Here is a 21,661-nt window from a genome sequence, read left to right on the forward strand (position 1 = left end):
AAAGGGCGGGACGAAAGATGGAAACTGTGAATTTATTAGAATTAACAAAGGACATTCAAGAACAACATAAAAACTTCGTCGTTTCAAATGTAAATAATCATTGCTTACGAATCGCCGTATTTACTGGTGAATATGATTGGCACTATCATTCTAATTCGGATGAATTATTTATTGTGCTAGAGGGAGAACTACTTATCGATTTTGAAGATGGAGAGACGGCGGTTTTAAAGCCAAATGATTCTATCTTAATTCCAGCATGCACGATCCATAGAACGAGAGCATTCAAGAGAACGGTAAATCTTTGTTTTGAAAATATAGAGGCGGATACGATTAAAGTGGAGCAATTATGAAAAAATTATCTGTAGCCCAGTATAGAAAAATCCTTCCGATTTTAGAAGGTCATACAAGGACAACAACCTTTGCTCATGCGGTATGTGATCAAATGATAGATGGTGAAGTTTTTGCAAACGAGAAGTTAACAGCAGGACTAATTCGTACAGCTAATGGTATCTATTATTTATTTGGTGATACGGATGATCAAAATTATAACGAATATTTATTTGCGTATTTAAAAATGGCTATTGAAAAAACAGAGAAACGATTTACACTGTTCACTTCGAGTGAAGAGTGGGAAATGATGATTGAAGAGTACTTTAGTAATGCATTTCGGAACATCCCACGAATGACATTTCAATTTCAAAGAGAAGTTTTTGAAGACAGAAGAATAGAATTAAACAAAAATACATATGAAATTAAACGTATTGATAAAAGTGATATAGAACGAAGTAATGAATTTACAGAGGATTATTACAAAGAATATTGGGGATCAAAAGAAGTGTTTTTAAATAACGGCTTTGGTTTTTGTATAGAACAAGATGGGATGATTGTAGCCGAATGCGTCTCAATATTTAGAGGGAATGGTTTTGCTGAAATTGATATTGCAACACATGAAGCGCATCAAGGAAAAGGATTAGCTCAAGCTGTCGCAACACGTTTCATTGAACAGTGTATACAAAATCATATTACACCATGCTGGGATTGTAATGTAGATAATATTCCCTCGCAAAAATTAGCTAGTAAATTAAGCTTCCATAATCCAGTAGAATATGTTTTGTTTGTCCGCAAGAAAATGGGGGAATAAAAGATGAACGTAGAATTAACAAGATTCAAAGTCAAGCCAGGTAAAAGTCATCGCATAGATGAATGGATGCAGCTTCTTAATGATAATATGAAAGAAGTGCTTTTGACATTAAACGACGAAAAGATGTATGTAGAGACAATTTTCCGGGAAATAAGAGATGGAGAAGAGTACTTATATTGGTATTCTGTGCAAGGAGAAGGCGGGGCTCTTGTCGAAAATTCTCATCATGAAATTGATAAAAAGCACTTAGCGTTTTGGTATGAATGTATTGATGAAGAAGCACCGTCTGTTGATATGGAAACAGAAGTTGTTATGATTCAAGATGTTGTGAAGGAAGTAATGAAATAATAGAATAGTATGTTGGAGAGAAGCGCATCAAAATAGATGTGCTTTTTATTTTGAAAAACGATTTAACAATAAACTCAAAAGAGTTTCTGTACCAAATGAAGTCTTTAGCAAAAAAATAGTGAAGGTATACCAAGTGATTATTTTGAACAATATTATAAAGAAATAAAAAACATCAAACCAAAAGACCTACCAATATACGGTGTAGTTGTAACAGGGAAAACAGAGGATTTACAAGGTTTAAAAGGAGTACCATATATTAAAGCGGCTGTTAGAGGTGTAACAGTTGAGAAATATTGATTACAATTAATTAATGTGAATAATCAGAAATTTATGTTATAATATGGGAAAAGGAGGTTTATATGAGGCAAATACATGGAGCAATTTATATTTACATAACAATGTTTTTCGTGGCGATATCCTATGGATTAGGGCACGTGTATTCGCATCCTATACTAACTTTTTTAAGCGGATCATGTATGGCGTTTGCGCTTCTTGTCCACCTTTTCTCAGTTTGGATCGTGAAATTTCAAATAAATATTAGTGAGATAGAAGAAGGCACTTTTTAAAGGGTCTTCTTTAATAAAAAGGTAGCAATCACGCTACCTTTTTTATTATTTCACAAATTGTAATTCTTTCGGGAATTTCGTTAAGATTTCTGATCCGTCTTTTGTGATGTAAATATCATCTTCAATACGAACGCCGCCTACGTTTGGTACGTAAATACCTGGCTCGATTGTGAAGACCATACCTTCTTTTAATAGAGACTCATTGCCTTCTTTTACATCTGGATATTCGTGTACGCTAATTCCAAGTCCGTGACCAAGTCGGTGTGGGAAGAAGTCTCCATAACCTGCATCTGCGATAACAGAGCGAGCGGCGTTGTCAATTGCACCAAATGTAACGCCTGGTTTACATGCTTCAACTGCTTGTAGTTGCCCAGCAAGTACAGTGTTGTAAATGCGAGTTTGTTCTTCAGAAATATCACCAAATGCTACTGTACGCGTAATGTCAGAGCAATAACCTTCAATGATTACACCTAAATCAAATAGTACGAAATCGCCGCGTTTCATTTTGTTTGCACCTGGAATACCGTGTGGAAGAGCAGAGTTTGAGCCTGCTAATACCATCGTATCGAATGACATTTTATGGATGCCTTTTGTTTTTAATTCATGCTCAATAATTGCTAATACTTCTAGCTCGCTGCGATTTTCTTTAATTGCATTTACACCAACTTCAACAGCATAGTCTGCCATTTTAGCTGCTTCACGTAAAATAGAAAGTTCTTTTTCATCTTTAATTAAGCGAAGCTCGCGAACTTTCTCTTCAGCTGATTTGAAAGCTGCATTTGGGAATAATTTTGTTAATTCTTCGTAGCGCTCTACGTTTAAATGCTCTTTTTCAATTGCAACTGCATTTGCATCAATACCACGATCTTTAATTGCTTTTGCAATCATATCCCATGGTCTGTCAGTATCAGTAAATCCGATAATTTCATGTGCCCAGCCAGCGTTACGCGCTTGACCTTCTTCCATTTTAGGACAAATTAAAATAGGTTCTTTTTCTTGGAATACAAACATACCAAGTAGTCTTTCATGTGGTTCACAGTGGAAGTTCGTCATGTAGAAAACGTTCGGTGTAGAAGTTAAGAACGCAGCTTCTACGTTTTTTTCTTTTAGCCATTGCATTAAATTTTCTAATCTAGCATTCATCGATTGGCACCCCCGAGATATTTAATTACAAATATAACTTTACATCGGATGAAAGCGTTATGACAAGTAAATAGATGTTAGAAAAGACAGGGAATTGAGAAATCATGTAGAATAAAAAGTGAGAATGTGAATAGGGAGGAATGTAATGATGAAAGTATCTTATCACGGGCATTCAGTTGTAAAGATTGAAACGAATGGAAAAGTTATTTTAATTGATCCGTTTTTAACAGGAAATCCGAAAACAGATTTAAAGGCTGAAGATGTAAAAGTTGATGCGATTATTTTATCGCACGGACACGGTGATCATGTTGGGGATACAGTAGCGTTAGCAAAGAAAAATAATGCGGTCGTTGTGGCACCATTTGAATTAGCGACATTTTTAGGCTGGCAAGGTGTAAATACACATCCAATGCATATTGGAGGTTCACATGAATTTGACTTTGGTAAAGTGAAATTTACTCAAGCATTCCACGGCTCTAGTTATATTGATGAAGAAAATAAGACGATTACATATACAGGTATGCCAGCTGGTATTTTGTTTACAGCAGAAGAGAAAACGATATATCATGCAGGAGATACTGCTTTATTCTCTGATATGAAGTTAATTGGAGAACTGAATAATATTGATGTAGCATTTTTACCAATTGGCGATAATTTCACAATGGGGCCAGAAGATGCTGTTTTAGCTGCAAAATGGACTGGTGCGAAAACAGTTGTACCGATGCATTATAATACGTTCCCGGTTATTGAACAAGATCCATATCAATTTGTAGAAAAGCTACAAAATTGTATAGGGAAAGTATTAGAAGCTGGAGAAAGTATTACACTATAAAAAAGAAACCCTTCATTTGAAACGATAAGTGAAGGGTTTTTTATGTGTGTAGTACAGTTTTTAAAGTTTGTATTTGTTTAGGTGATTCTTTTCTTTTTGTACGTGGCTGTTCGGGTGTTTCATTCAACTCCATTGCAACTTTTTTTCCATCTACGAAAGCTAAAAATACAGCACCTACAACCTCTAAAAATTTTTTCATAATGTATTCGCTCCTTTGTTTCATTTCTTGTCTTAATTGTATATTGAAGCGTCTGGACAAACTATCGAACGAGATGACAATACCATTACATTGTTGTAATAGAATGACTGGTGGAATGTAAGGGGTATTTTGTTATAAAAAAAATGGTACAGGCATATAAAGAGAGAGTGTAACAGTTTTGAAAATATAGTATACTGAAAATACAACACATGAAGAATTTAGGGAAAAGAAAGTATGGTGAAACCATTTGGCTACCAAACATAATCAAATTTTAGAACATATTAATAGCCTGCCGGTAGGGCATAAAATTTCTGTGAGGCAAATTGCGAAAGATTTGAGTGTAAGTGAAGGGACAGCTTACCGTGCAATTAAAGACGCAGAAAATAAAGGGTATGTTAGTACAATTGAACGTGTCGGAACAATTCGAATTGAACAAAAGAAGAAAGAAAATATCGAAAAACTGACATATGCAGAAGTCGTTAACATTGTCGATGGTCAAGTACTTGGAGGCAGAGAAGGACTACATAAAACATTAAATAAATTCGTAATCGGGGCTATGAAATTAGAAGCGATGATGCGCTATACAGAAGCAGGGAATTTACTTATCATCGGTAACCGTACGAACGCACATCAATTAGCACTAGAAGCTGGGGCAGCAGTGTTAATTACGGGCGGATTTGATACGGAAGATCATGTGAAGAAATTAGCAGACGAATTAAAGCTTCCAATTATTTCAAGTAGTTATGATACATTTACGGTCGCAACGTTAATTAACCGTGCAATTTATGATCAACTTATCAAGAAAGAAATTGTACTCGTTGAAGATATTTTAACGCCAATTGAAGAAACGTTATATTTAAAGCCAAATGATACAGTACAGCAATGGCATGCGTATAATGAAGAAACGATGCATGGACGTTATCCAATTGTTGATGAAAATAAAAAGGTGTTAGGTATTGTAACTTCAAAAGATATGATTGGTGTCGTGAAAGAAACACCAATTGATAAAGTGATGACAAAGCATCCAATTACGGTGAACGGAAAAATGTCTGTCGCAGCTGCAGCACGTATGATGGTGTGGGAAGGTATTGAGTTACTTCCTGTTGTGGAAGAAGGGAATAAATTGCAAGGGATCATTAGTCGCCAAGATGTACTTCAGGCGTTGCAAATGATTCAACGTCAACCGCAAGTTGGGGAAACAATTGATGATATTGTAACGAACCAATTTATGACGCCGAAAGAAGCTAAAAATGAGCATTTGTATCAATTTTCAGTGACGCCACAAATGACGAATTCAATCGGGACGTTATCTTACGGTGTATTCACAACAATTGTGACAGAAGCAACAAACCGTGTCATTCGTGCGCAAAAGAAGAGCGATTTAATTGTTGAAAACTTAACCATTTATTTCGTTAAGCCAGTTCAAATTGATAATGTTGTATCAGTTCATCCGAAAGTATTAGAAATTGGGCGTAAATTTGGTAAGATTGATGTAGAAGTGCATCATGAAGGTAATGTTGTCGGGAAAGCATTACTTATGGTGCAATTGATCGATAAATAAAAAGATGGAACAAATCGCTTTGGTTTGTTCCATCTTTTTTGTTTTATTGGGTTTGGAAGCTGTTGCTAAAGATGTGGAAGAGTTTTAGCGGGAAATATATAAGGAGAGATGATTGTATAATTAGAAAAAACAGAATATTAATCCGTTTAGAGTGTATACTATGATATAATTAGATTGTAAGATAATGGATGTCGGAAGGGGGATGCAATATGTCATCAGAATTACTCTTTTTTGGTGGTATCGCACTCTTTTATTTCCTTGTGATGATACCAATTCAATACTTATACTTACAAGGATTAAATGAAAAAAAGAAACGGACAGGATTATCTCAGCAAGAACTATACAAACAGATGTCTTTTGAAGAAGAACAATTACATTTTCACGTGCAAGGTAATCCCTTTAATATACCATCTGCGTTTGTTGCATATATGATTTTGAAAGTGAAGGGACGTAAAAAAGCATCACAATGTTGATGCTTTTTTACGTTGTTTTATAAGATTCGGCTTCTTTGACTGCTAATGGTAGAAAATGTTTATATTGGCGGAATCCATTAAATGTACTCGCGCTGCCAAGTAAAATAAACAAAACACCAACGATAATGCGTGCAGTTGAAAGTTCTAAAAAGAATTGGTTTATCCCAAAGAATAGGACGAATAAGCCGAGTGCCATTGCGGATTTTCCTGAGAGCCAACCTTTCTCCATTGGACGGTTTGTACGAAAGAACTTTGTTTTGTAGAAGAGGTACAACACAAATGAGATGATAATACAAAAGACGAATACTGGCATAATACACGCTCCCATCGATTGGTATAAAAATAACAATTTAGAAAAAAGAAAAATCTAAACTTTCTAATTTTTATTATAAAGCAATTGTTCGCATGTATGAAATGTTTTCCGTTATAATGGGGGATAAAGTAAAACTTTAATTAGTGTGGGGAGATCCCACGTACTAATTATTAGCCCTCACCAATCGGGCTTTTACGTGCATCCAGGCTCCAAATTAATTTTGCCCCATTGTTTTTAATACTTTTGAGGTGGGAGTCTTACTACACGTTAATGCGGGATAAAATGAAGAAGTTGAATAAAAAGGAGATTATACATATGCATGAGCAAATTTTAGGAGCAATTAAAGAGTTTGATACAATTATTATTCATCGTCATGTGCGTCCAGATCCAGATGCATTAGGTTCACAGGGCGGTCTTGGTACGATTCTACAAGAATCGTTTCCAGAGAAAAATATTTATACGGTTGGGTACAATGAACCGTCACTAGAATATTTACGAGTAATGGATGATATTGAAGATAGTGTATATGAAAATGCACTTGTTATCGTATGTGATACTGCGAACCAAGAACGTGTTGACGATCAACGCTATGCAAAAGGGAAGATGTTAATTAAAATTGATCATCATCCGAATGAAGATCCGTACGGAGATATTACGTGGGTAGATACGACATCAAGTTCTACAAGTGAAATGATTTATGAGTTTTACAGTTATGGAAAAGATAAAGGATTACAGATAACGAAAGAAGCAGCTCGTCTTATTTTAGCGGGTATTGTTGGGGATACAGGTCGTTTCTTATTCCCGAATACAACAGCGAAAACACTTCGTTACGTAAGTGAGCTCGTTGACATGGATGTGAAATTTACAGATTTATACAATGAAATGTATAAGACAAAAGAAAAAATTGCTCGTTTAAACGGTTATATTTTACAAAACTTCACAATGGTAGAAGAAGGCGCAGCGTACATTAAATTAACGAAAGAGGTACTAGAAGAGTTTGATGTACTTTCTACTGAAGCATCTGGTGTTGTCGGAGCACTTGGTAATATTGATGGATTAAAGGCATGGGTTCTATTTTTAGAGGAAGATGATGTTATTCGTGTTCGTCTTCGTTCAAAAGGACCAGTTATTAATAAGTTAGCAATGCAATATAATGGCGGAGGACATCCGATGGCTTCTGGTGCAAAAGCATCTTCTTGGGAAGAAGCAGATCGCCTGTTTGCTGATTTACGTGAGCTGTGTAGATAAAAATTGTAGGTTGAACGAAAGAGAAGGAGAGGCACTGAAGCCCTCCTTTTTTTTATTTTTCTTTCTCTATATCAATACTAATTTCAAGTACGGTATCAAAAGAGACTGTGTCTACTTTAAAGCGGTATATACGATCGTAATGTTTGTACGTTTTATTTTCGATGACTTTTTTGAGCAGGTCTTTATTTTTTGCGATGCTTTGAATGTTTTTCGTTAAAAGATGCTGGAGATCATTATGGATAGAAGTGGTCATGTTTTCAAGTGTAAGATTGTCTAAATCATATTTTTTTCGATTTATAATTTTTATTTTGATTTCTTGAATTGTTAAGAGCCGTTTATTTTCTGTGTTCAATTTCTCTTGGTCTTCGAGAAGGACGTGGAGTTTTGCTTCTTGTTTTTCGATAATTTCTTTTTGTTCTGCTATTTTACTAGTTTGTTCTTCTTGAAAAACACCGTATATGTACAAAAAAACAAACCAGCTCAACACGCCTCCAACAGCAGCGCCAGCTAAAACTAAATACCACCTTTTGGCTGTATTGGCACTGGGTACTCTCATACATGTTCCTGTGTAAGCCATTTAATAATAATAAGACCAGTTTGCATACCGCCAGTTGCAAAAAAAATAAGGAGAATTTGTTTTACGATATCTTTCATATCTCCGCCAAAGAAGCTTCTTTCAAAGCTATAAAAGGTATCGAACGTTCCGCCAATTGCTGCAACGAGTGCCCAAATTCTTAAATTTTGGGCGAATTGATTAATATAAGTTAGAGTTGGTTTTCCGATGAGAAATGCACCAAATCCGCCAATTAATGAACCACCAAGTATAACTCCAAAGGCAATAAAATAACTAATAATAAGCAGAGAGAAAAAAGTATGTTCTCTTACATCCATCGTCATTCCCCTTTCTTCTTCATATATATGGACAAAGTATGAGAAGTATGTTTTGATTTCCGCTTTCCTCATCACCTATAATAAAAGTAGTCACATAGGTAAAGAGAGGGTACAACAGTGAAGTTTGTGCATTTACAATGTCAAACCGTTTTTAGTTTATTAAAAAGTGCTTGTAAAATTGATGAGCTTGTCATTCGGGCGAAAGAGCTTGGATTTTCATCGCTGGCCATTACAGATGAAAATGTTATGTATGGAGTTATTCCGTTTTATAAAGCATGCAAGAAAAATGGTATACAGCCTATTATCGGCTTAACAGCTTCTATTTTTAGTGAAGAAGAAGAAAGGTCTTATCCACTTGTCTTACTTGCTGAGAATGAAATAGGCTATCAAAATTTATTAAAGATCTCTAGCAGCATTATGACGAAGTCAAAAGAAGGTATCCCGAAGAAGTGGCTTGCTCATTATGCGAAAGGGTTAATTGCAATTTCACCAGGGAAAGACGGAGAGATTGAACAGCTATTATTAGAAGACAAAGAGAGTCAGGCTGAAGAAGTAGCTCGTACGTATCAAAATATGTTCAGCAATTTTTATATAAGTTTGCAGCATCATGCGATTCAAGATGAACTGCTTTTACAAGAAAAACTGCCTGAATTTATTAATAAGGTAAACGTTCCAGTCGTTGCAACAAATGATGTTCGCTATATTAATCAAAGTGACGCACTTGTTCATGAATGTTTATTATCTGTTGAAGGCGGAACGAAAATGACTGATCCAGATAGACCGAGAATGAAAACGGATCAGTATTATTTAAAGTCATCGGATGAAATGGGAGCACTATTTTCTCATGCTGAGGAAGCGGTTCAAAATACAATAACAATCGCGGAACGTTGCCAAGTAGAAATTCCTTTCCATGTAAATCAATTACCGAAATTTCCTGTTCCATCTAACGAGACGAATGATACGTATTTGCGCCGTGTTTGTGAAGAAGGCTTGCAGAAACGCTATGGTACGCCGAAAGAAGCGCATATAGGACGTTTGGATCATGAATTAAATGTTATTTCTCGTATGGGATTTAGCGATTATTTCCTCATCGTATGGGACTTTATGAAATATGCACATGAAAATCATATTTTAACTGGGCCAGGCCGTGGATCGGCAGCTGGTTCACTCGTTTCTTACGTATTGGAAATTACAGATATTGATCCGATTGAATATGAATTATTATTTGAAAGGTTTTTAAACCCTGAACGTGTGACACTTCCAGATATTGATATTGATTTTCCAGATATAAGACGTGATGAGATGATTCGATATGTGAAAGATAAATATGGTCAGCTTCGTGTTGCTCAAATTGTAACGTTCGGAACTCTTGCAGCGAAAGCCGCAATTAGAGACATTGCTCGTGTAATGGGACTCCTGCCAAGAGATATTGACATATTTTCAAAACTTATCCCATCAAAGCTTGGTATAACGTTAAGAGATGCATATGAGGAATCGCAATCGCTCCGTGAGTTTATACAAGGGAATCTGTTACATGAGCGTGTGTTTGAAATTGCAAAACGTGTAGAGGGATTACCGCGTCATACGTCTATTCATGCAGCTGGCGTTATTATGAGCCAAGAACCGTTAACGGGAAGTGTAGCGATTCAAGAAGGGCATAACGATGTTTATGTTACGCAATATCCAGCTGATGCATTGGAAGAACTTGGATTGCTCAAGATGGACTTTTTAGGCTTACGTAATTTAACGTTACTTGAAAATATTATAAAATTTATTGTTGAAAAAACTGGGAAACAAATTGATATAAGAAATTTACCTCTGCAAGATGAAAAGACGTTTCAATTGTTAGGAAGAGGGGATACAACAGGTGTATTCCAGCTTGAATCAGGTGGTATGCGAAATGTACTTCGTGGGTTAAAACCGAATGAATTTGAAGACATAGTCGCTGTTAACTCGTTATACAGACCAGGACCGATGGAACAAATTCCAACCTTTATTGAATCGAAGCATGGGAAAAGACAAATTGAATATTTACATCCGGATTTAAAGCCGATTTTAGAAAGAACATACGGCGTAATTGTATACCAAGAACAAATTATGCAAATCGCATCGAAGTTAGCTGGATTTTCGCTTGGAGAAGCGGATTTGCTGCGCCGTGCAGTGAGTAAAAAGAATCGTGATATTTTAGATCAAGAACGTAAGCATTTTGTTCAAGGTTGTTTGGAAAACGGATACGATGAGACATCTTCAGAACAAATTTATGATTTAATTGTAAGATTTGCGAATTACGGTTTTAACCGAAGTCACGCTGTAGCTTACAGTATGATCGGATATCAGCTTGCATATTTAAAAGCAAATTATACGCTGGAATTTATGACTGCGTTATTATCAAGTGCAATTGGAAATGAAGATAAGATTGTGCAGTATGTACGAGAAACGAAGCGGAAAGGTTTTCACGTTTTACCGCCGTCTCTTCAGAGAAGTGGTTACAACTTCCAAATAGAAGGGAATGCGATTCGATATAGTTTACTTTCGATTCGGAATATCGGGATGGCTACCGTGACGGCATTACTCGAAGAACGAGAGGAAAAAATGTTCGAAGATTTATTTGAGTTTTGTCTTCGTATGCCATCAAAATTTGTAACAGAGCGAAATTTAGAAGCGTTTGTCTGGTCTGGTTGTTTTGACGGTTTTGGTGTTTCGAGGACGACGTTATGGAGAAGTCTTAAAGGAGCGTTGGAGTATGCAAATCTTGCACGTGATTTTGATTTAGGGGATGCTGTTCCGAAATCAAAATACGTACAAGGAGAAGAGCTATCCTTTATTGAACAGTTAAATAAAGAGAAAGAAGCACTCGGTTTTTATTTATCTAGCTATCCGACAGCGCAGTATGCGGAGCTAGGAAAAGAATTAGAAATTCCATCTCTTGCTCAGGCGATGCGACATAAGAAAAAAGTACAAAGAGCGATCGTATATATAACAAGTGTGAAAGTTATTCGTACGAAAAAGTTGCAAAAGATGGCGTTTATTACATTCTGTGATCAAAATGATGAAATGGAAGCCGTTATTTTTCCAGAAACGTATATACATTTTTCGGACAGGTTACAAGAAGGTGCAATCGTTTTAGTTGATGGTACGATCGAGCAAAGAAATCATAAGTTGCAATGGATCGTGAATGGACTATATCCGCTAGAAGAAATGGATGTTTATGAAGGAATGAAAGAAGCATCTGTTTACGTGAAATTGCCGTCTCAATATGAAAAAAAGCTTGTAAATCAAGTTACAAAAATATTGTTTGATTATTCAGGTTTTACGAAAGTACTAATTTATTATGAAAAGGAACATAAAATGGTACAATTATCTCGAAGTTTATCGATTCATCCAAGTGAAGAATGTCTAGGAGCACTTCGTGAAATTGTCGGTGACGAAAATGTCGTTGTGAAAATATAATGGACAATTTCCCTACACTTCGATTATTATAGTAGTAGTGTTCGTGGTCAGACCACTTGGAGAAATTGATATCAGCAAGCATAATTTGAGGAGAGTGGATAGTTTGTCAACACTTCGTGAAGAAGCACTTCACATGCATAAAGTGCATCAAGGAAAATTAGAAACTGTATCAAAAGTAAAAGTAGAAAATGCAAAAGATTTAAGTCTTGCATATTCTCCAGGGGTTGCAGAGCCTTGTAAAGAAATTTATGACGATAAAAGTAAGGTATATGAATATACAATGAAGGGAAATATGGTAGCAGTTGTGACAGATGGAACGGCTGTACTTGGTCTTGGTAACATTGGACCTGAAGCATCTCTTCCAGTAATGGAAGGTAAAGCTGTATTATTCAAGAGCTTTGCTGGTGTAGATGCATTCCCGATTGCCTTAAATACAAACGATGTAGATAAAATTGTTGAAACTGTAAAATTAATGGAGCCAACTTTTGGCGGTGTAAACTTAGAAGATATCGCAGCGCCAAACTGCTTCGTTATTGAAGAACGTTTGAAAAAAGAGACAAACATTCCAATATTCCATGATGATCAACACGGAACAGCTATCGTAACAGTAGCAGGCCTTGTGAACGCGCTGAAGTTAGTTGGAAAGAAAATGTCTGACATTAAAGTTGTCGCAAATGGTGCAGGTGCAGCAGGTATTGCAATCATTAAACTTTTATACCGCTATGGTGTACGTGACGTTATTATGTGTGACCGTAAAGGTGCAATCTATGAAGGTCGTCCTGTCGGTATGAATCCGGTGAAAGATGAAGTTGCAAAATATACAAATAAGAGTCGTATAGAAGGTTCTTTAGCTGACGTTTTACAAGGTGCGGACGTATTCATTGGTGTATCTGCAGCAGGTGCATTAACTGAAGAGATGGTTCGTACAATGAATGACGATGCAATTATTTTTGCAATGGCGAATCCGGTTCCAGAAATTATGCCAGAATTGGCAAAAGCAGCGGGCGCAGCTGTTGTTGGAACAGGTCGTTCTGACTTCCCGAACCAAGTAAATAATGTACTAGCGTTCCCAGGGATTTTCCGCGGTGCACTTGATGTACATGCGACACAAATTAATGAAGAAATGAAGATGGCAGCTGTACAGGCCATTGCAGAGCTTGTATCAGAGGATGAGTTGAATGCAGATCATATCATTCCAGCACCATTTGACGCGCGTGTAGCGCCTCAAGTAGCGGCTTACGTTGCGAAAGCAGCAATGGAGACAGGAGTAGCTCGCCGTCAAGTAGATCCAAATGAAGTCGCTGAGAAAACAAAACAATTAGCGCTGATTGGTAAAGAATAAGCGAGGAATTTCCATTGACATCATCAAATACAAAAGTATATCTCGAAATTGTAAAAAAAATCCGTTCCATTATGGAAGAGGATTGTTTAGTAGCAGGGGATCGTTTGCCATCTGAGCGTGAGTTAAGTTCACGCTTAAATGTTGGACGTTCCTCTGTAAGAGAAGCATTACGTGCGTTAGAGCTGGTAGGATTAATTGAAACGAGACGTGGTGAGGGAACGTTTATTCGAAACTTTTACGATAACGGTCTTGTACAATTAATTGCTCCGTTCTTGCTGCAAGATGAGAAAACAATTCGTGATTTATTACAAACAAAACGATTGCTTGAGAAAGATATGATTCGACTTGTATGTAATTTACCGAAAGAAACGTTTTCTGAAGTACTAAGTAAATTACACCAAGTGCTTGAAGAAAATGAAAGCTCAATTCCGGTGCTTCATCAAACGTTCTTTAAAACACTTATTGAACAATTCGATAATTATTTACTCTATCGCATTTGGATGATCGTAAATGATTACGTTGCAACTCTTTCTTGTGAAGTTTCAGGAGATTCTATCGAAATGTATAGAAAGCTTTATGCTACTTTGGAAGTGAAACAAGAAAATGATGCATTAAAAATTTACGATGAATTAGTAGAGAATATACAGTTTCACTCGTAATGTATAAAATTTGTCGAAATGACCATGACACGTTATGACAAACATTCTACCGCATAGCGGTTAAAGTTAAACGTAAAGAGAGAGGTTATTAGACAGATTGAGAAGATAAGGCTAACATCAAACATTGGTGTTAGCCCCATTTTCTTCTTACGCTAACCTTAGCTCTCAATGAAGGGGGTCAAATTGTGCTAAGAGATTTATTCGTGAAAAAGAAAAAGTACGCTGCAATACCTTCAGAACAAGTACGAAAAGATGTACCAGATGGCGTTATGACAAAATGTCCGAAATGCAAAAAAATCATGTATACGAAAGAGCTTCTTAAAAATTTAAAAGTATGCGTGAATTGTGGATATCATCATCCGATGAATGCATGGGAACGCCTTGATAGTATATTGGACGAAGGTTCATTTCGTGAGTATGACAAAGAGATGGTTTCACTAAATCCACTTGAGTTTCCGGGATATGAAGAGAAACTAGAAAACGATCGTAAGAAGACTAAATTGAATGAAGCGGTTGTAACTGGTGAAGGAACAATTGATGACATGCTTGTTGTTGTTGCAGTAATGGATTCTCGTTTTCGAATGGGCAGCATGGGCTCTGTTGTAGGAGAGAAAATTGCCCGTGCGGTTGAAAAGGCATACGACTTACAAGTTCCATTTATTATCTTTACTGCTTCGGGTGGTGCTCGTATGCAAGAGGGGATATTAAGTTTAATGCAAATGGCAAAAACAAGCGTAGCTTTGAAAAAGCATAGTAATGCAGGAGGGTTATTTATTTCTGTTATGACTCACCCAACGACGGGCGGGGTTTCAGCGAGTTTCGCTTCACTTGGTGATTACAATCTTGCAGAGCCAGGTGCACTTATCGGATTTGCTGGTAGACGCGTAATTGAACAAACAGTGCGTGAGAAACTACCGGAAGATTTCCAAACGGCAGAATTTTTACTAGAGCACGGTCAATTAGATGCGGTGGTGCATCGTGATGATATGAGAGAATCACTCCGTAAGATTTTAGAAGTTCATCAAGGGGGGGAAATGGCTGTATGGCAGAGCTAGAATTTGAAAAACCAGTTGTTGAGCTAAGAAATAAGATTCGTGAACTGAAAGACTATACGAAAAACAGCCAGATGGACTTCAGTGAGGAGATTCGTATTTTGGAAGACAAGCTAGAAAAACTAGAGGAAGATATATACGGCAATATGAAAGTATGGGACCGTGTTCAAATTGCTCGTCATGCAGAACGACCGACAACGCTCGATTATATTGAGCACTTATTTACTAATTTTTTTGAATGTCATGGAGATCGCCTATTTGGCGACGATGCAGCGATTGTCGGCGGCATTGCGAAATATAAGGGGATGCCCGTAACTGTAATTGGGCACCAACGCGGAAAAGATACGAAAGAAAATATTCGTCGTAATTTTGGGATGCCTCATCCAGAAGGATATCGAAAAGCACTGCGTCTAATGAAACAAGCGGAAAAGTTTAATCGTCCCATTATTTGTTTCATCGATACGAAGGGAGCTTATCCTGGTAAAGCAGCTGAAGAACGTGGACAAAGTGAGGCAATTGCCCGTAATTTATTTGAAATGGCGGGTTTAACTGTACCTGTTATTTGTATCGTTATCGGTGAAGGTGGTAGCGGTGGTGCGTTAGGTCTTGGAGTAGGAGATTACATTCATATGCTGGAAAATTCCACTTATTCTGTTATTACACCAGAGGGTGCGGCGGCGATTCTTTGGAAAGATGCTGGTAAAGCAAAAGAAGCTGCAGAAGCGATGAAAATTACAGCATTAGATTTGAAAGAATTAGGTGTAATTGACGAAATTATTCCAGAGGCAAAAGGCGGAGCACATCGTAATGTTTTGAAACAATCAGAAAATATAGATTTAATGCTTAAGAAAACTTTTGAACAATTAAGCGGAATTTCGAAAGATGAATTAATCGAAAAACGTTATGAAAAATATATGAAAATTGGGCAAGTTTCGTTTTCAAACGCTTCCATTGGGATAAAATAAGAAAAGCGTGCGTTCCTCTTCGCGAATGCACGTTTTTATTATGAAAAGACACATCTTCTCCATTGTGTTTTTGTATTTTTTCGTGTTATTTTATTATAAGGCAAATAATCTTTATGAGGTGAGTACAAATGAAACGTATTGGTGTATTAACAAGTGGTGGAGATTCACCTGGTATGAATGCTGCCATTCGTGCAGTTGTTCGTAAAGCGATTTTCCATGATATTGAAGTATATGGTATTTACCATGGATACGCTGGTTTAATTTCTGGTCATATTGAAAAATTAGAACTTGGTTCTGTTGGCGATATTATCCACCGTGGTGGTACAAAATTATATACAGCAAGATGTCCTGAGTTTAAAGACCCAGAAGTACGACTAAAAGGAATCGAGCAATTAAAGAAACATGGTATTGAAGGACTTGTCGTTATTGGTGGAGATGGTTCGTACCAAGGCGCAAAAAAATTAACTGAGCAAGGATTCCCATGTGTAGGTGTACCAGGTACAATCGACAATGATATCCCTGGAACAGACTTCACAATTGGTTTTGATACAGCTTTAAACACTGTTATTGATGCAATTGATAAAATCCGTGATACAGCTACATCTCATGAACGTACATATGTTATCGAAGTAATGGGACGTCACGCTGGAGATATCGCATTATGGGCTGGTTTAGCTGATGGTGCAGAAACTATCTTAATTCCAGAAGAAAAGTATGACATGGAAGATGTTATCGCTCGTCTGAAACGCGGTAGTGAACGTGGTAAAAAGCACAGTATTATCGTTGTAGCTGAAGGTGTTGGAAGTGCAATTGACATCGGTAAGCACATTGAAGAAGCAACAAGCTTTGATACTCGTGTAACTGTATTAGGTCACGTACAACGTGGTGGATCACCAAGTGCACAAGACCGTGTATTAGCTAGTCGTCTTGGCGCAAGAGCAGTTGAATTGTTAATTGCTGGTAATGGCGGACGTTGTGTTGGTATTCAAAATAATAAACTTGTTGATCATGACATTATCGAAGCGTTAGCTCAAAAGCATACAATCGATAAAGATATGTATCAATTATCTAAAGAATTATCTATCTAATCGGCTTAATGCCTTGTATTTGGGAACGGTTTCATAATTTTCGGAGGTGCAATATGCGTAAAACTAAAATTGTATGTACTATAGGTCCTGCTAGTGAAAGTATTGAGAAATTAGAGCAATTAATGGAAGCGGGTATGAACGTTGCTCGTTTAAACTTCTCTCATGGTAGCCATGAAGAGCATGGAGCTCGTATTAAAAATATTCGTGAAGCTTCAAAGAAAACTGGTAAAACAGTTGGTATCTTACTTGATACAAAAGGTCCAGAAATCCGTACACATGACTTCGTAGACGGACAAGCTGAGCTTGTAACAGGTGCAGAAGTAATTCTTTCTACTGAACAAGTATTAGGAACTGCAGAGAAGTTCTCTGTATCTTATGCTGGTCTTTATGATGATGTTGATCCAGGCTCTCGTATTCTAATCGATGACGGTCTTATCGAACTAGAAGTAATCGAGAAAGCTGACGGAAACATCCGTACAAAAGTATTAAACAGCGGAACTGTAAAAAATAAAAAAGGTGTTAACGTACCAAACGTAAGCATTAAGCTTCCAGGTATCACTGAAAAAGACGTGCAAGATATCGTTTTCGGTATCGAGCAAAAAGTTGATTTCATCGCAGCATCTTTCGTACGTAAAGCATCTGATGTATTAGAAATTCGTGAATTATTAGAAGGGCATAACGCTCAATACATCCAAATCGTACCAAAAATCGAAAACCAAGAAGGTATCGACAACATCGATTCAATCTTAGAAGTTTCTGACGGTTTAATGGTTGCTCGTGGTGATATGGGTGTAGAAATTCCACCAGAAGAAGTACCATTAGTACAAAAACGTCTAATCAAAAAATGTAACGTATTAGGCAAACCAGTTATTACTGCAACACAAATGTTAGATTCTATGCAACGTAACCCACGTCCAACTCGTGCGGAAGCAAGTGACGTAGCAAACGCAATCTTCGATGGAACAGATGCAATCATGCTTTCAGGTGAAACTGCTGCGGGTCAATACCCTGTAGAAGCTGTAACAATGATGGCTAACATTGCGGTGCGTGTTGAAAAATCATTACAATATGAAGATATGTTCAAAAAACGTATTAAAGAGTTCACACCAACAATTACAGATGCAATTAGCCAATCTGTTGCGCACACAGCACTTGCTCTTGATGTAGCTGCAATCGTAGCTCCAACAGAAAGTGGACATACTGCGAAAATGATCTCTAAATACCGTCCGAAATCTCCAATCGTAGCTGTAACATCTGACGAGCAAGTAGGGCGTCGTCTTGCACTTGTTTGGGGTGTTCAAGCATTTATGTCTGAGAAACGTGCAGCTTCTACTGACGAAATGTTAGATACAGCAATTCAAACGGGTATGGATGCGGGTCTAATCGGACTTGGAGATACTGTAGTAATTACTGCTGGTGTTCCAGTTGCTGAAACTGGTACAACAAACTTAATGAAAATCCACGTTGTTGGTGAAAAAGTTGCTAAAGGGCAAGGAATCGGTCGTAAATCTGCAAAAGGTAAAGTAGTTGTAGCGAAAACAGCTGCTGAAGCTGTAGCGAACGTAAACAAAGGTGATATCCTTGTTACAACAAGCACAGATAAAGATATGATTCCTGCAATTGAAAAAGCTGCTGCTCTAGTTGTAGAAGAAGGCGGTCTAACAAGCCATGCAGCTGTTGTAGGTGTATCAATCGGTATTCCTGTTATCGTTGGTGTAAACGGCGTAACAACAACTTTAAAAAATGGCCAAGAAGTAACAGTTGATGCAGCACGCGGAATTGTTTATAATGGACATGCGGAAGTGCTATAAGAAGTAATACGGAGAGAAGGATCGGAGTCCTTCTCTTTTTTTTACACAAAAAAGGATAGAGATAGCTTTAAATGCCTGAAATCGCTTTGAAAAACGTTTATTATAATGTTTAGTGGGAGAGGGTTATTTGTCCTTTGTGAAGCTTGTATGAGTGTTTTAAGGGTCTTATAAGGGGTTTTGTAAGGGTGGTACTTTCAAACCTTTTAAATGAAATATGAAGGAGTGCGAGCTATGAAGTGGTTACTGTTCTTACTTATTTTAGTGCCGGCGATTGAGATTACGGTGTTAATAGGGTCGAGTCATGTAATAGGTTTATGGTCTACGTTCGCTATGATTGTATTTACGGGTATTGTGGGTGTATATTTGGCGAAACGACAAGGGTTTAAAGTACTTAGAGAGATTCAATTTAGGCTAAATAGAGGAGAAATGCCGGGTGATGCGGTTCTAGATGGTATTTTTATATTCGTAGGAGGTATTCTTTTAGTACTGCCTGGATATGTGACGGATATAATAGGTTTTATCTTTGTTGTTCCTATAACGAGGGCTTTATTGAAGCCGGCTGTTATGAAGTGGATTGATTGGAAATTTAGAAAGAGAACTACTATTATTGTTCAGAAATAACGCGTAGATTATAGCGATCTACGCGTTATTTTTTTATTTGCCACTTATATTCAATTGTTAGCTTCCTGCTCGGGTTGGATTTTTGTTAGTTATTAAACGATAGGATGCAGAGGGTTCTTGTGAATGAAAAGTGTTACATTAGGATGATGTTTTTTGCTTGTAGTAAGATTCGACTAGTGAGCAGAAGTTAGACAGGAGAAGAAAAATTACTGATTAAAGGGTTCATCTGCCTTGTTTTGTATATTTATTCATTTACATAAAAAGTAATAAATGTAAGTAATAATTATAAAGTATATAGAATAAAAATGAATTTTTGTCCTAAAATATGCGTTTTTATGCAAAAAAATAAGAGGATTATCCTTTTTTAGGAAATTCTCTTGTAGATGTAGGTAGTACAAAAAAGTACAGTGAATAATCAGTGGGAATTTCCCACTGATTACAGTTGATTTTTTATTGTGTATGAATTAGGAAATATTATTTTGATGGTGAACCCTTAATGAATTTCCATAAGTCGTGGAATACATGAGCTTTGTGTAATGTATTAAGTAGTACTAATATGACTGGACCGATGATTAATCCTAAAAAACCAAAGAGCTTAAAGCCGACAAATAGAGCGATGAGTGTCGCTAATGGATCTAGTCCAATATTAGATGAAAGTACTTTTGGCTCCATGATTTGTCTTTGGACAATCACGACGATGTATAGGATGAGAAGACCGATGGCGAATGCAGTATCGCCTGTGAAAAATACGTATATAACCCAAGGAACGAAGACGGCTCCAGTTCCTAAATACGGGAGTAAATCGACAACCCCTGTAATAATCGCGATAGTAATTGCGTATGGCACGCGTAATATTAAAAGGCCGATTAGTACAATGATAGTTGTCATAGATACGAGTGTAAGTTGCGCTTTAACAAAACCAAACAAAGCTTTTCTTAAATCGACAAAAATAGTTTTTCCGTATCCATGCAAACGATTAGGTAGAAGTTTTCTTACTTTATGAGCAAGACGGTGCCAATCGTAACTAATGAAGAAGGTGGCTAATAAGACGAAGACAAGGACAGTTAAAGTTGTTGGTAATGCACTAATGAAATTTGTTAACCCACTTATAATGGCGGTTAAAAGTTCTTTCATTTGTGTCGTTGCTTCGGTGCCTAAGTTTTGAATGTTTTGTGTAATAGTGTATCGCTGTGGTTCTCCGAGATGATTAAATTTAGAGATTAAATCATCATAGAGAGGCATAATATGATTAAGTGCAAATTGTTGGGCGAATGCAACGATATCTGGAAACTTAACTGTAACAATTTGTAGTAAGTACGTTGTGGCAGATATTGCTTCAGTTACAAGGTATGTAACAAGTCCAACGATAGCTCCGAATACGAGAATTAAGCTAACGAGTACCGCTAATGCGCGAGGGAATTGTAGTTTTTGATTAAGGAAATTGACGACAGGATTAATCAAATAAGCGAATGCAAAAGCGATAATAAAAGGGTAGATAAGGCCTGACATGTACAGCAATGCATAGAACCCAACTACCGTTGCTACAATGACAAACATGAGTCGTAATATCATATATAGTAAGTTTCGGTTCAAAGATGTATACCTCCCATTCCAATTTGGATTATCCTAATTCGTTCAACTTATAACTAGTGAGATTCACTGATCAAAGTTTCACTTTATGTTATAGTGGAATGATGGATTTTTCCTGCTTTTTCAATATATGAGTGACCGGAAAAGCTTGGTGTTGATGCTTCTACTATATGGTAAAAACTTCATTTTCTCTTCTTTTTATTTTACCTGTTTCTTAATAGAAAAGAAAGGAGAGACGACCGTTTTTAAAAATGTATACATGCTTAAATTTTTGATGGTTAGAGTTTCAGTTTGTCATTTTAAAATATGAAAAAAATGAAGTGGTTATTGTTGCATATACATCGATATAGCATGTATAACGATAGGTT

Annotated in this window: 22 protein-coding genes and 1 pseudogene; 17 read left to right on the plus strand and 6 right to left on the minus strand. The window is 36.8% G+C overall.

The features are described 5' to 3' along the window. Positions 1 to 17 precede the first annotated feature (17 nt). From NSS74_RS01385 to NSS74_RS01405, 5 genes and pseudogenes are all read left to right on the plus strand, one after another. Complete coding sequence (locus tag NSS74_RS01385; RefSeq protein WP_002129379.1) at positions 18 to 350, plus strand: cupin domain-containing protein; 333 nt, start codon at positions 18 to 20, stop codon at positions 348 to 350. Beyond that, on the plus strand, positions 347 to 1,141 hold the full coding sequence (locus NSS74_RS01390) for a GNAT family N-acetyltransferase (protein ID WP_002143366.1): 795 nt from the start codon (positions 347 to 349) through the stop codon (positions 1,139 to 1,141). Before NSS74_RS01385 ends, NSS74_RS01390 begins: the two co-directional genes overlap by 4 nt. A 3-nt stretch (positions 1,142 to 1,144) precedes the next feature. After that, on the plus strand, positions 1,145 to 1,489 hold the full coding sequence (locus NSS74_RS01395) for a DUF6176 family protein (RefSeq protein ID WP_159147160.1): 345 nt from the start codon (positions 1,145 to 1,147) through the stop codon (positions 1,487 to 1,489). Between the two features lie 50 nt (positions 1,490 to 1,539). After that, a pseudogene (locus NSS74_RS01400) lies at positions 1,540 to 1,786 on the plus strand (anti sigma factor C-terminal domain-containing protein); the annotation flags it as partial. Positions 1,787 to 1,848: 62 nt separating this feature from the next. Next, on the plus strand, positions 1,849 to 2,055 hold the full coding sequence (locus tag NSS74_RS01405) for a hypothetical protein (RefSeq protein ID WP_002143360.1): 207 nt from the start codon (positions 1,849 to 1,851) through the stop codon (positions 2,053 to 2,055). Between the two features lie 45 nt (positions 2,056 to 2,100). On the opposite strand, the gene pepQ is transcribed toward NSS74_RS01405, so the two are convergent. Beyond that, entirely contained in the window at positions 2,101 to 3,198 is a 1,098-nt protein-coding gene (pepQ, locus tag NSS74_RS01410) for a Xaa-Pro dipeptidase (RefSeq protein WP_002143359.1), read from the minus strand. 148 nt (positions 3,199 to 3,346) lie between these two features. Here pepQ and NSS74_RS01415 point away from each other — a divergent pair, with 148 nt between their 5' ends. Beyond that, complete coding sequence (locus NSS74_RS01415; RefSeq protein WP_016120883.1) at positions 3,347 to 4,030, plus strand: metal-dependent hydrolase; 684 nt, start codon at positions 3,347 to 3,349, stop codon at positions 4,028 to 4,030. Between the two features lie 40 nt (positions 4,031 to 4,070). Here NSS74_RS01415 and NSS74_RS01420 read toward each other — a convergent pair whose 3' ends face one another. Continuing rightward, positions 4,071 to 4,229, minus strand: coding sequence for a hypothetical protein (locus NSS74_RS01420; RefSeq protein WP_016106330.1), 159 nt, complete (start codon positions 4,227 to 4,229; stop codon positions 4,071 to 4,073). A gap of 247 nt (positions 4,230 to 4,476) precedes the next feature. Here NSS74_RS01420 and NSS74_RS01425 point away from each other — a divergent pair, with 247 nt between their 5' ends. Then, a complete protein-coding gene (locus tag NSS74_RS01425; RefSeq protein ID WP_002088951.1) occupies positions 4,477 to 5,790 on the plus strand; it encodes a CBS domain-containing protein in 1,314 nt (437 codons plus the stop codon). A gap of 209 nt (positions 5,791 to 5,999) precedes the next feature. Beyond that, a complete protein-coding gene (locus tag NSS74_RS01430) occupies positions 6,000 to 6,263 on the plus strand; it encodes a DUF3949 domain-containing protein (RefSeq protein ID WP_002015513.1) in 264 nt (87 codons plus the stop codon). Positions 6,264 to 6,270: 7 nt separating this feature from the next. Here the strand turns inward: NSS74_RS01430 and NSS74_RS01435 are convergent, their stop codons facing one another. Further along, entirely contained in the window at positions 6,271 to 6,576 is a 306-nt protein-coding gene (locus NSS74_RS01435; protein WP_002088950.1) for a YtpI family protein, read from the minus strand. 315 nt (positions 6,577 to 6,891) lie between these two features. Here NSS74_RS01435 and NSS74_RS01440 point away from each other — a divergent pair, with 315 nt between their 5' ends. Continuing rightward, positions 6,892 to 7,824, plus strand: a complete 933-nt coding sequence (locus NSS74_RS01440; RefSeq protein ID WP_002143355.1) for a DHH family phosphoesterase — start codon at positions 6,892 to 6,894, stop codon at positions 7,822 to 7,824. A 52-nt stretch (positions 7,825 to 7,876) separates the two neighbouring features. On the opposite strand, the gene ytrI is transcribed toward NSS74_RS01440, so the two are convergent. Both ytrI and NSS74_RS01450 read right to left on the minus strand, forming a co-directional pair. After that, positions 7,877 to 8,380, minus strand: coding sequence for a sporulation membrane protein YtrI (gene ytrI / locus NSS74_RS01445; RefSeq protein WP_002088948.1), 504 nt, complete (start codon positions 8,378 to 8,380; stop codon positions 7,877 to 7,879). Beyond that, positions 8,377 to 8,790, minus strand: coding sequence for a YtrH family sporulation protein (locus tag NSS74_RS01450; RefSeq protein WP_002015507.1), 414 nt, complete (start codon positions 8,788 to 8,790; stop codon positions 8,377 to 8,379). Before NSS74_RS01450 ends, ytrI begins: the two co-directional genes overlap by 4 nt. 42 nt (positions 8,791 to 8,832) lie before the next feature. Between NSS74_RS01450 and dnaE the strand changes: the two genes are divergently transcribed. From dnaE to NSS74_RS01490, 8 genes are all read left to right on the plus strand, one after another. Continuing rightward, entirely contained in the window at positions 8,833 to 12,165 is a 3,333-nt protein-coding gene (gene dnaE / locus NSS74_RS01455; RefSeq protein ID WP_088034047.1) for a DNA polymerase III subunit alpha, read from the plus strand. A gap of 133 nt (positions 12,166 to 12,298) precedes the next feature. Next, positions 12,299 to 13,507: an NAD(P)-dependent malic enzyme gene (locus tag NSS74_RS01460; RefSeq protein ID WP_161793975.1), complete on the plus strand. Its 1,209-nt coding sequence runs from the start codon at positions 12,299 to 12,301 to the stop codon at positions 13,505 to 13,507. A gap of 14 nt (positions 13,508 to 13,521) precedes the next feature. After that, positions 13,522 to 14,166 carry a FadR/GntR family transcriptional regulator gene (locus NSS74_RS01465; protein WP_002015502.1) on the plus strand — a complete coding sequence of 215 codons (645 nt, stop codon included), beginning with the start codon at positions 13,522 to 13,524 and terminating at the stop codon, positions 14,164 to 14,166. A gap of 185 nt (positions 14,167 to 14,351) precedes the next feature. Continuing rightward, positions 14,352 to 15,221, plus strand: a complete 870-nt coding sequence (accD, locus tag NSS74_RS01470) for an acetyl-CoA carboxylase, carboxyltransferase subunit beta (RefSeq protein WP_002015500.1) — start codon at positions 14,352 to 14,354, stop codon at positions 15,219 to 15,221. Beyond that, positions 15,209 to 16,183 carry an acetyl-CoA carboxylase carboxyl transferase subunit alpha gene (accA, locus tag NSS74_RS01475; protein WP_000818787.1) on the plus strand — a complete coding sequence of 325 codons (975 nt, stop codon included), beginning with the start codon at positions 15,209 to 15,211 and terminating at the stop codon, positions 16,181 to 16,183. The genes accD and accA overlap by 13 nt, the downstream gene beginning before the upstream one ends. Positions 16,184 to 16,311: 128 nt before the next feature. Then, positions 16,312 to 17,271: a 6-phosphofructokinase gene (gene pfkA, locus NSS74_RS01480; RefSeq protein WP_002034288.1), complete on the plus strand. Its 960-nt coding sequence runs from the start codon at positions 16,312 to 16,314 to the stop codon at positions 17,269 to 17,271. 53 nt (positions 17,272 to 17,324) lie between these two features. Then, positions 17,325 to 19,082 (plus strand): pyruvate kinase, encoded by a 1,758-nt coding sequence (pyk, locus tag NSS74_RS01485; RefSeq protein WP_002015497.1) that lies wholly within the window; start codon positions 17,325 to 17,327, stop codon positions 19,080 to 19,082. Between the two features lie 231 nt (positions 19,083 to 19,313). Continuing rightward, a complete protein-coding gene (locus NSS74_RS01490) occupies positions 19,314 to 19,703 on the plus strand; it encodes an FxsA family protein (protein ID WP_002088939.1) in 390 nt (129 codons plus the stop codon). A 474-nt stretch (positions 19,704 to 20,177) separates the two neighbouring features. Here the strand turns inward: NSS74_RS01490 and ytvI are convergent, their stop codons facing one another. Beyond that, positions 20,178 to 21,296: a sporulation integral membrane protein YtvI gene (gene ytvI / locus NSS74_RS01495; protein WP_002143350.1), complete on the minus strand. Its 1,119-nt coding sequence runs from the start codon at positions 21,294 to 21,296 to the stop codon at positions 20,178 to 20,180. Positions 21,297 to 21,661: the final 365 nt, after the last annotated feature.

Origin of the sequence: Bacillus sp. FSL E2-8868 (assembly GCF_038005505.1) — a bacterium.
Classification (GTDB): domain Bacteria; phylum Bacillota; class Bacilli; order Bacillales; family Bacillaceae_G; genus Bacillus_A; species Bacillus_A mycoides.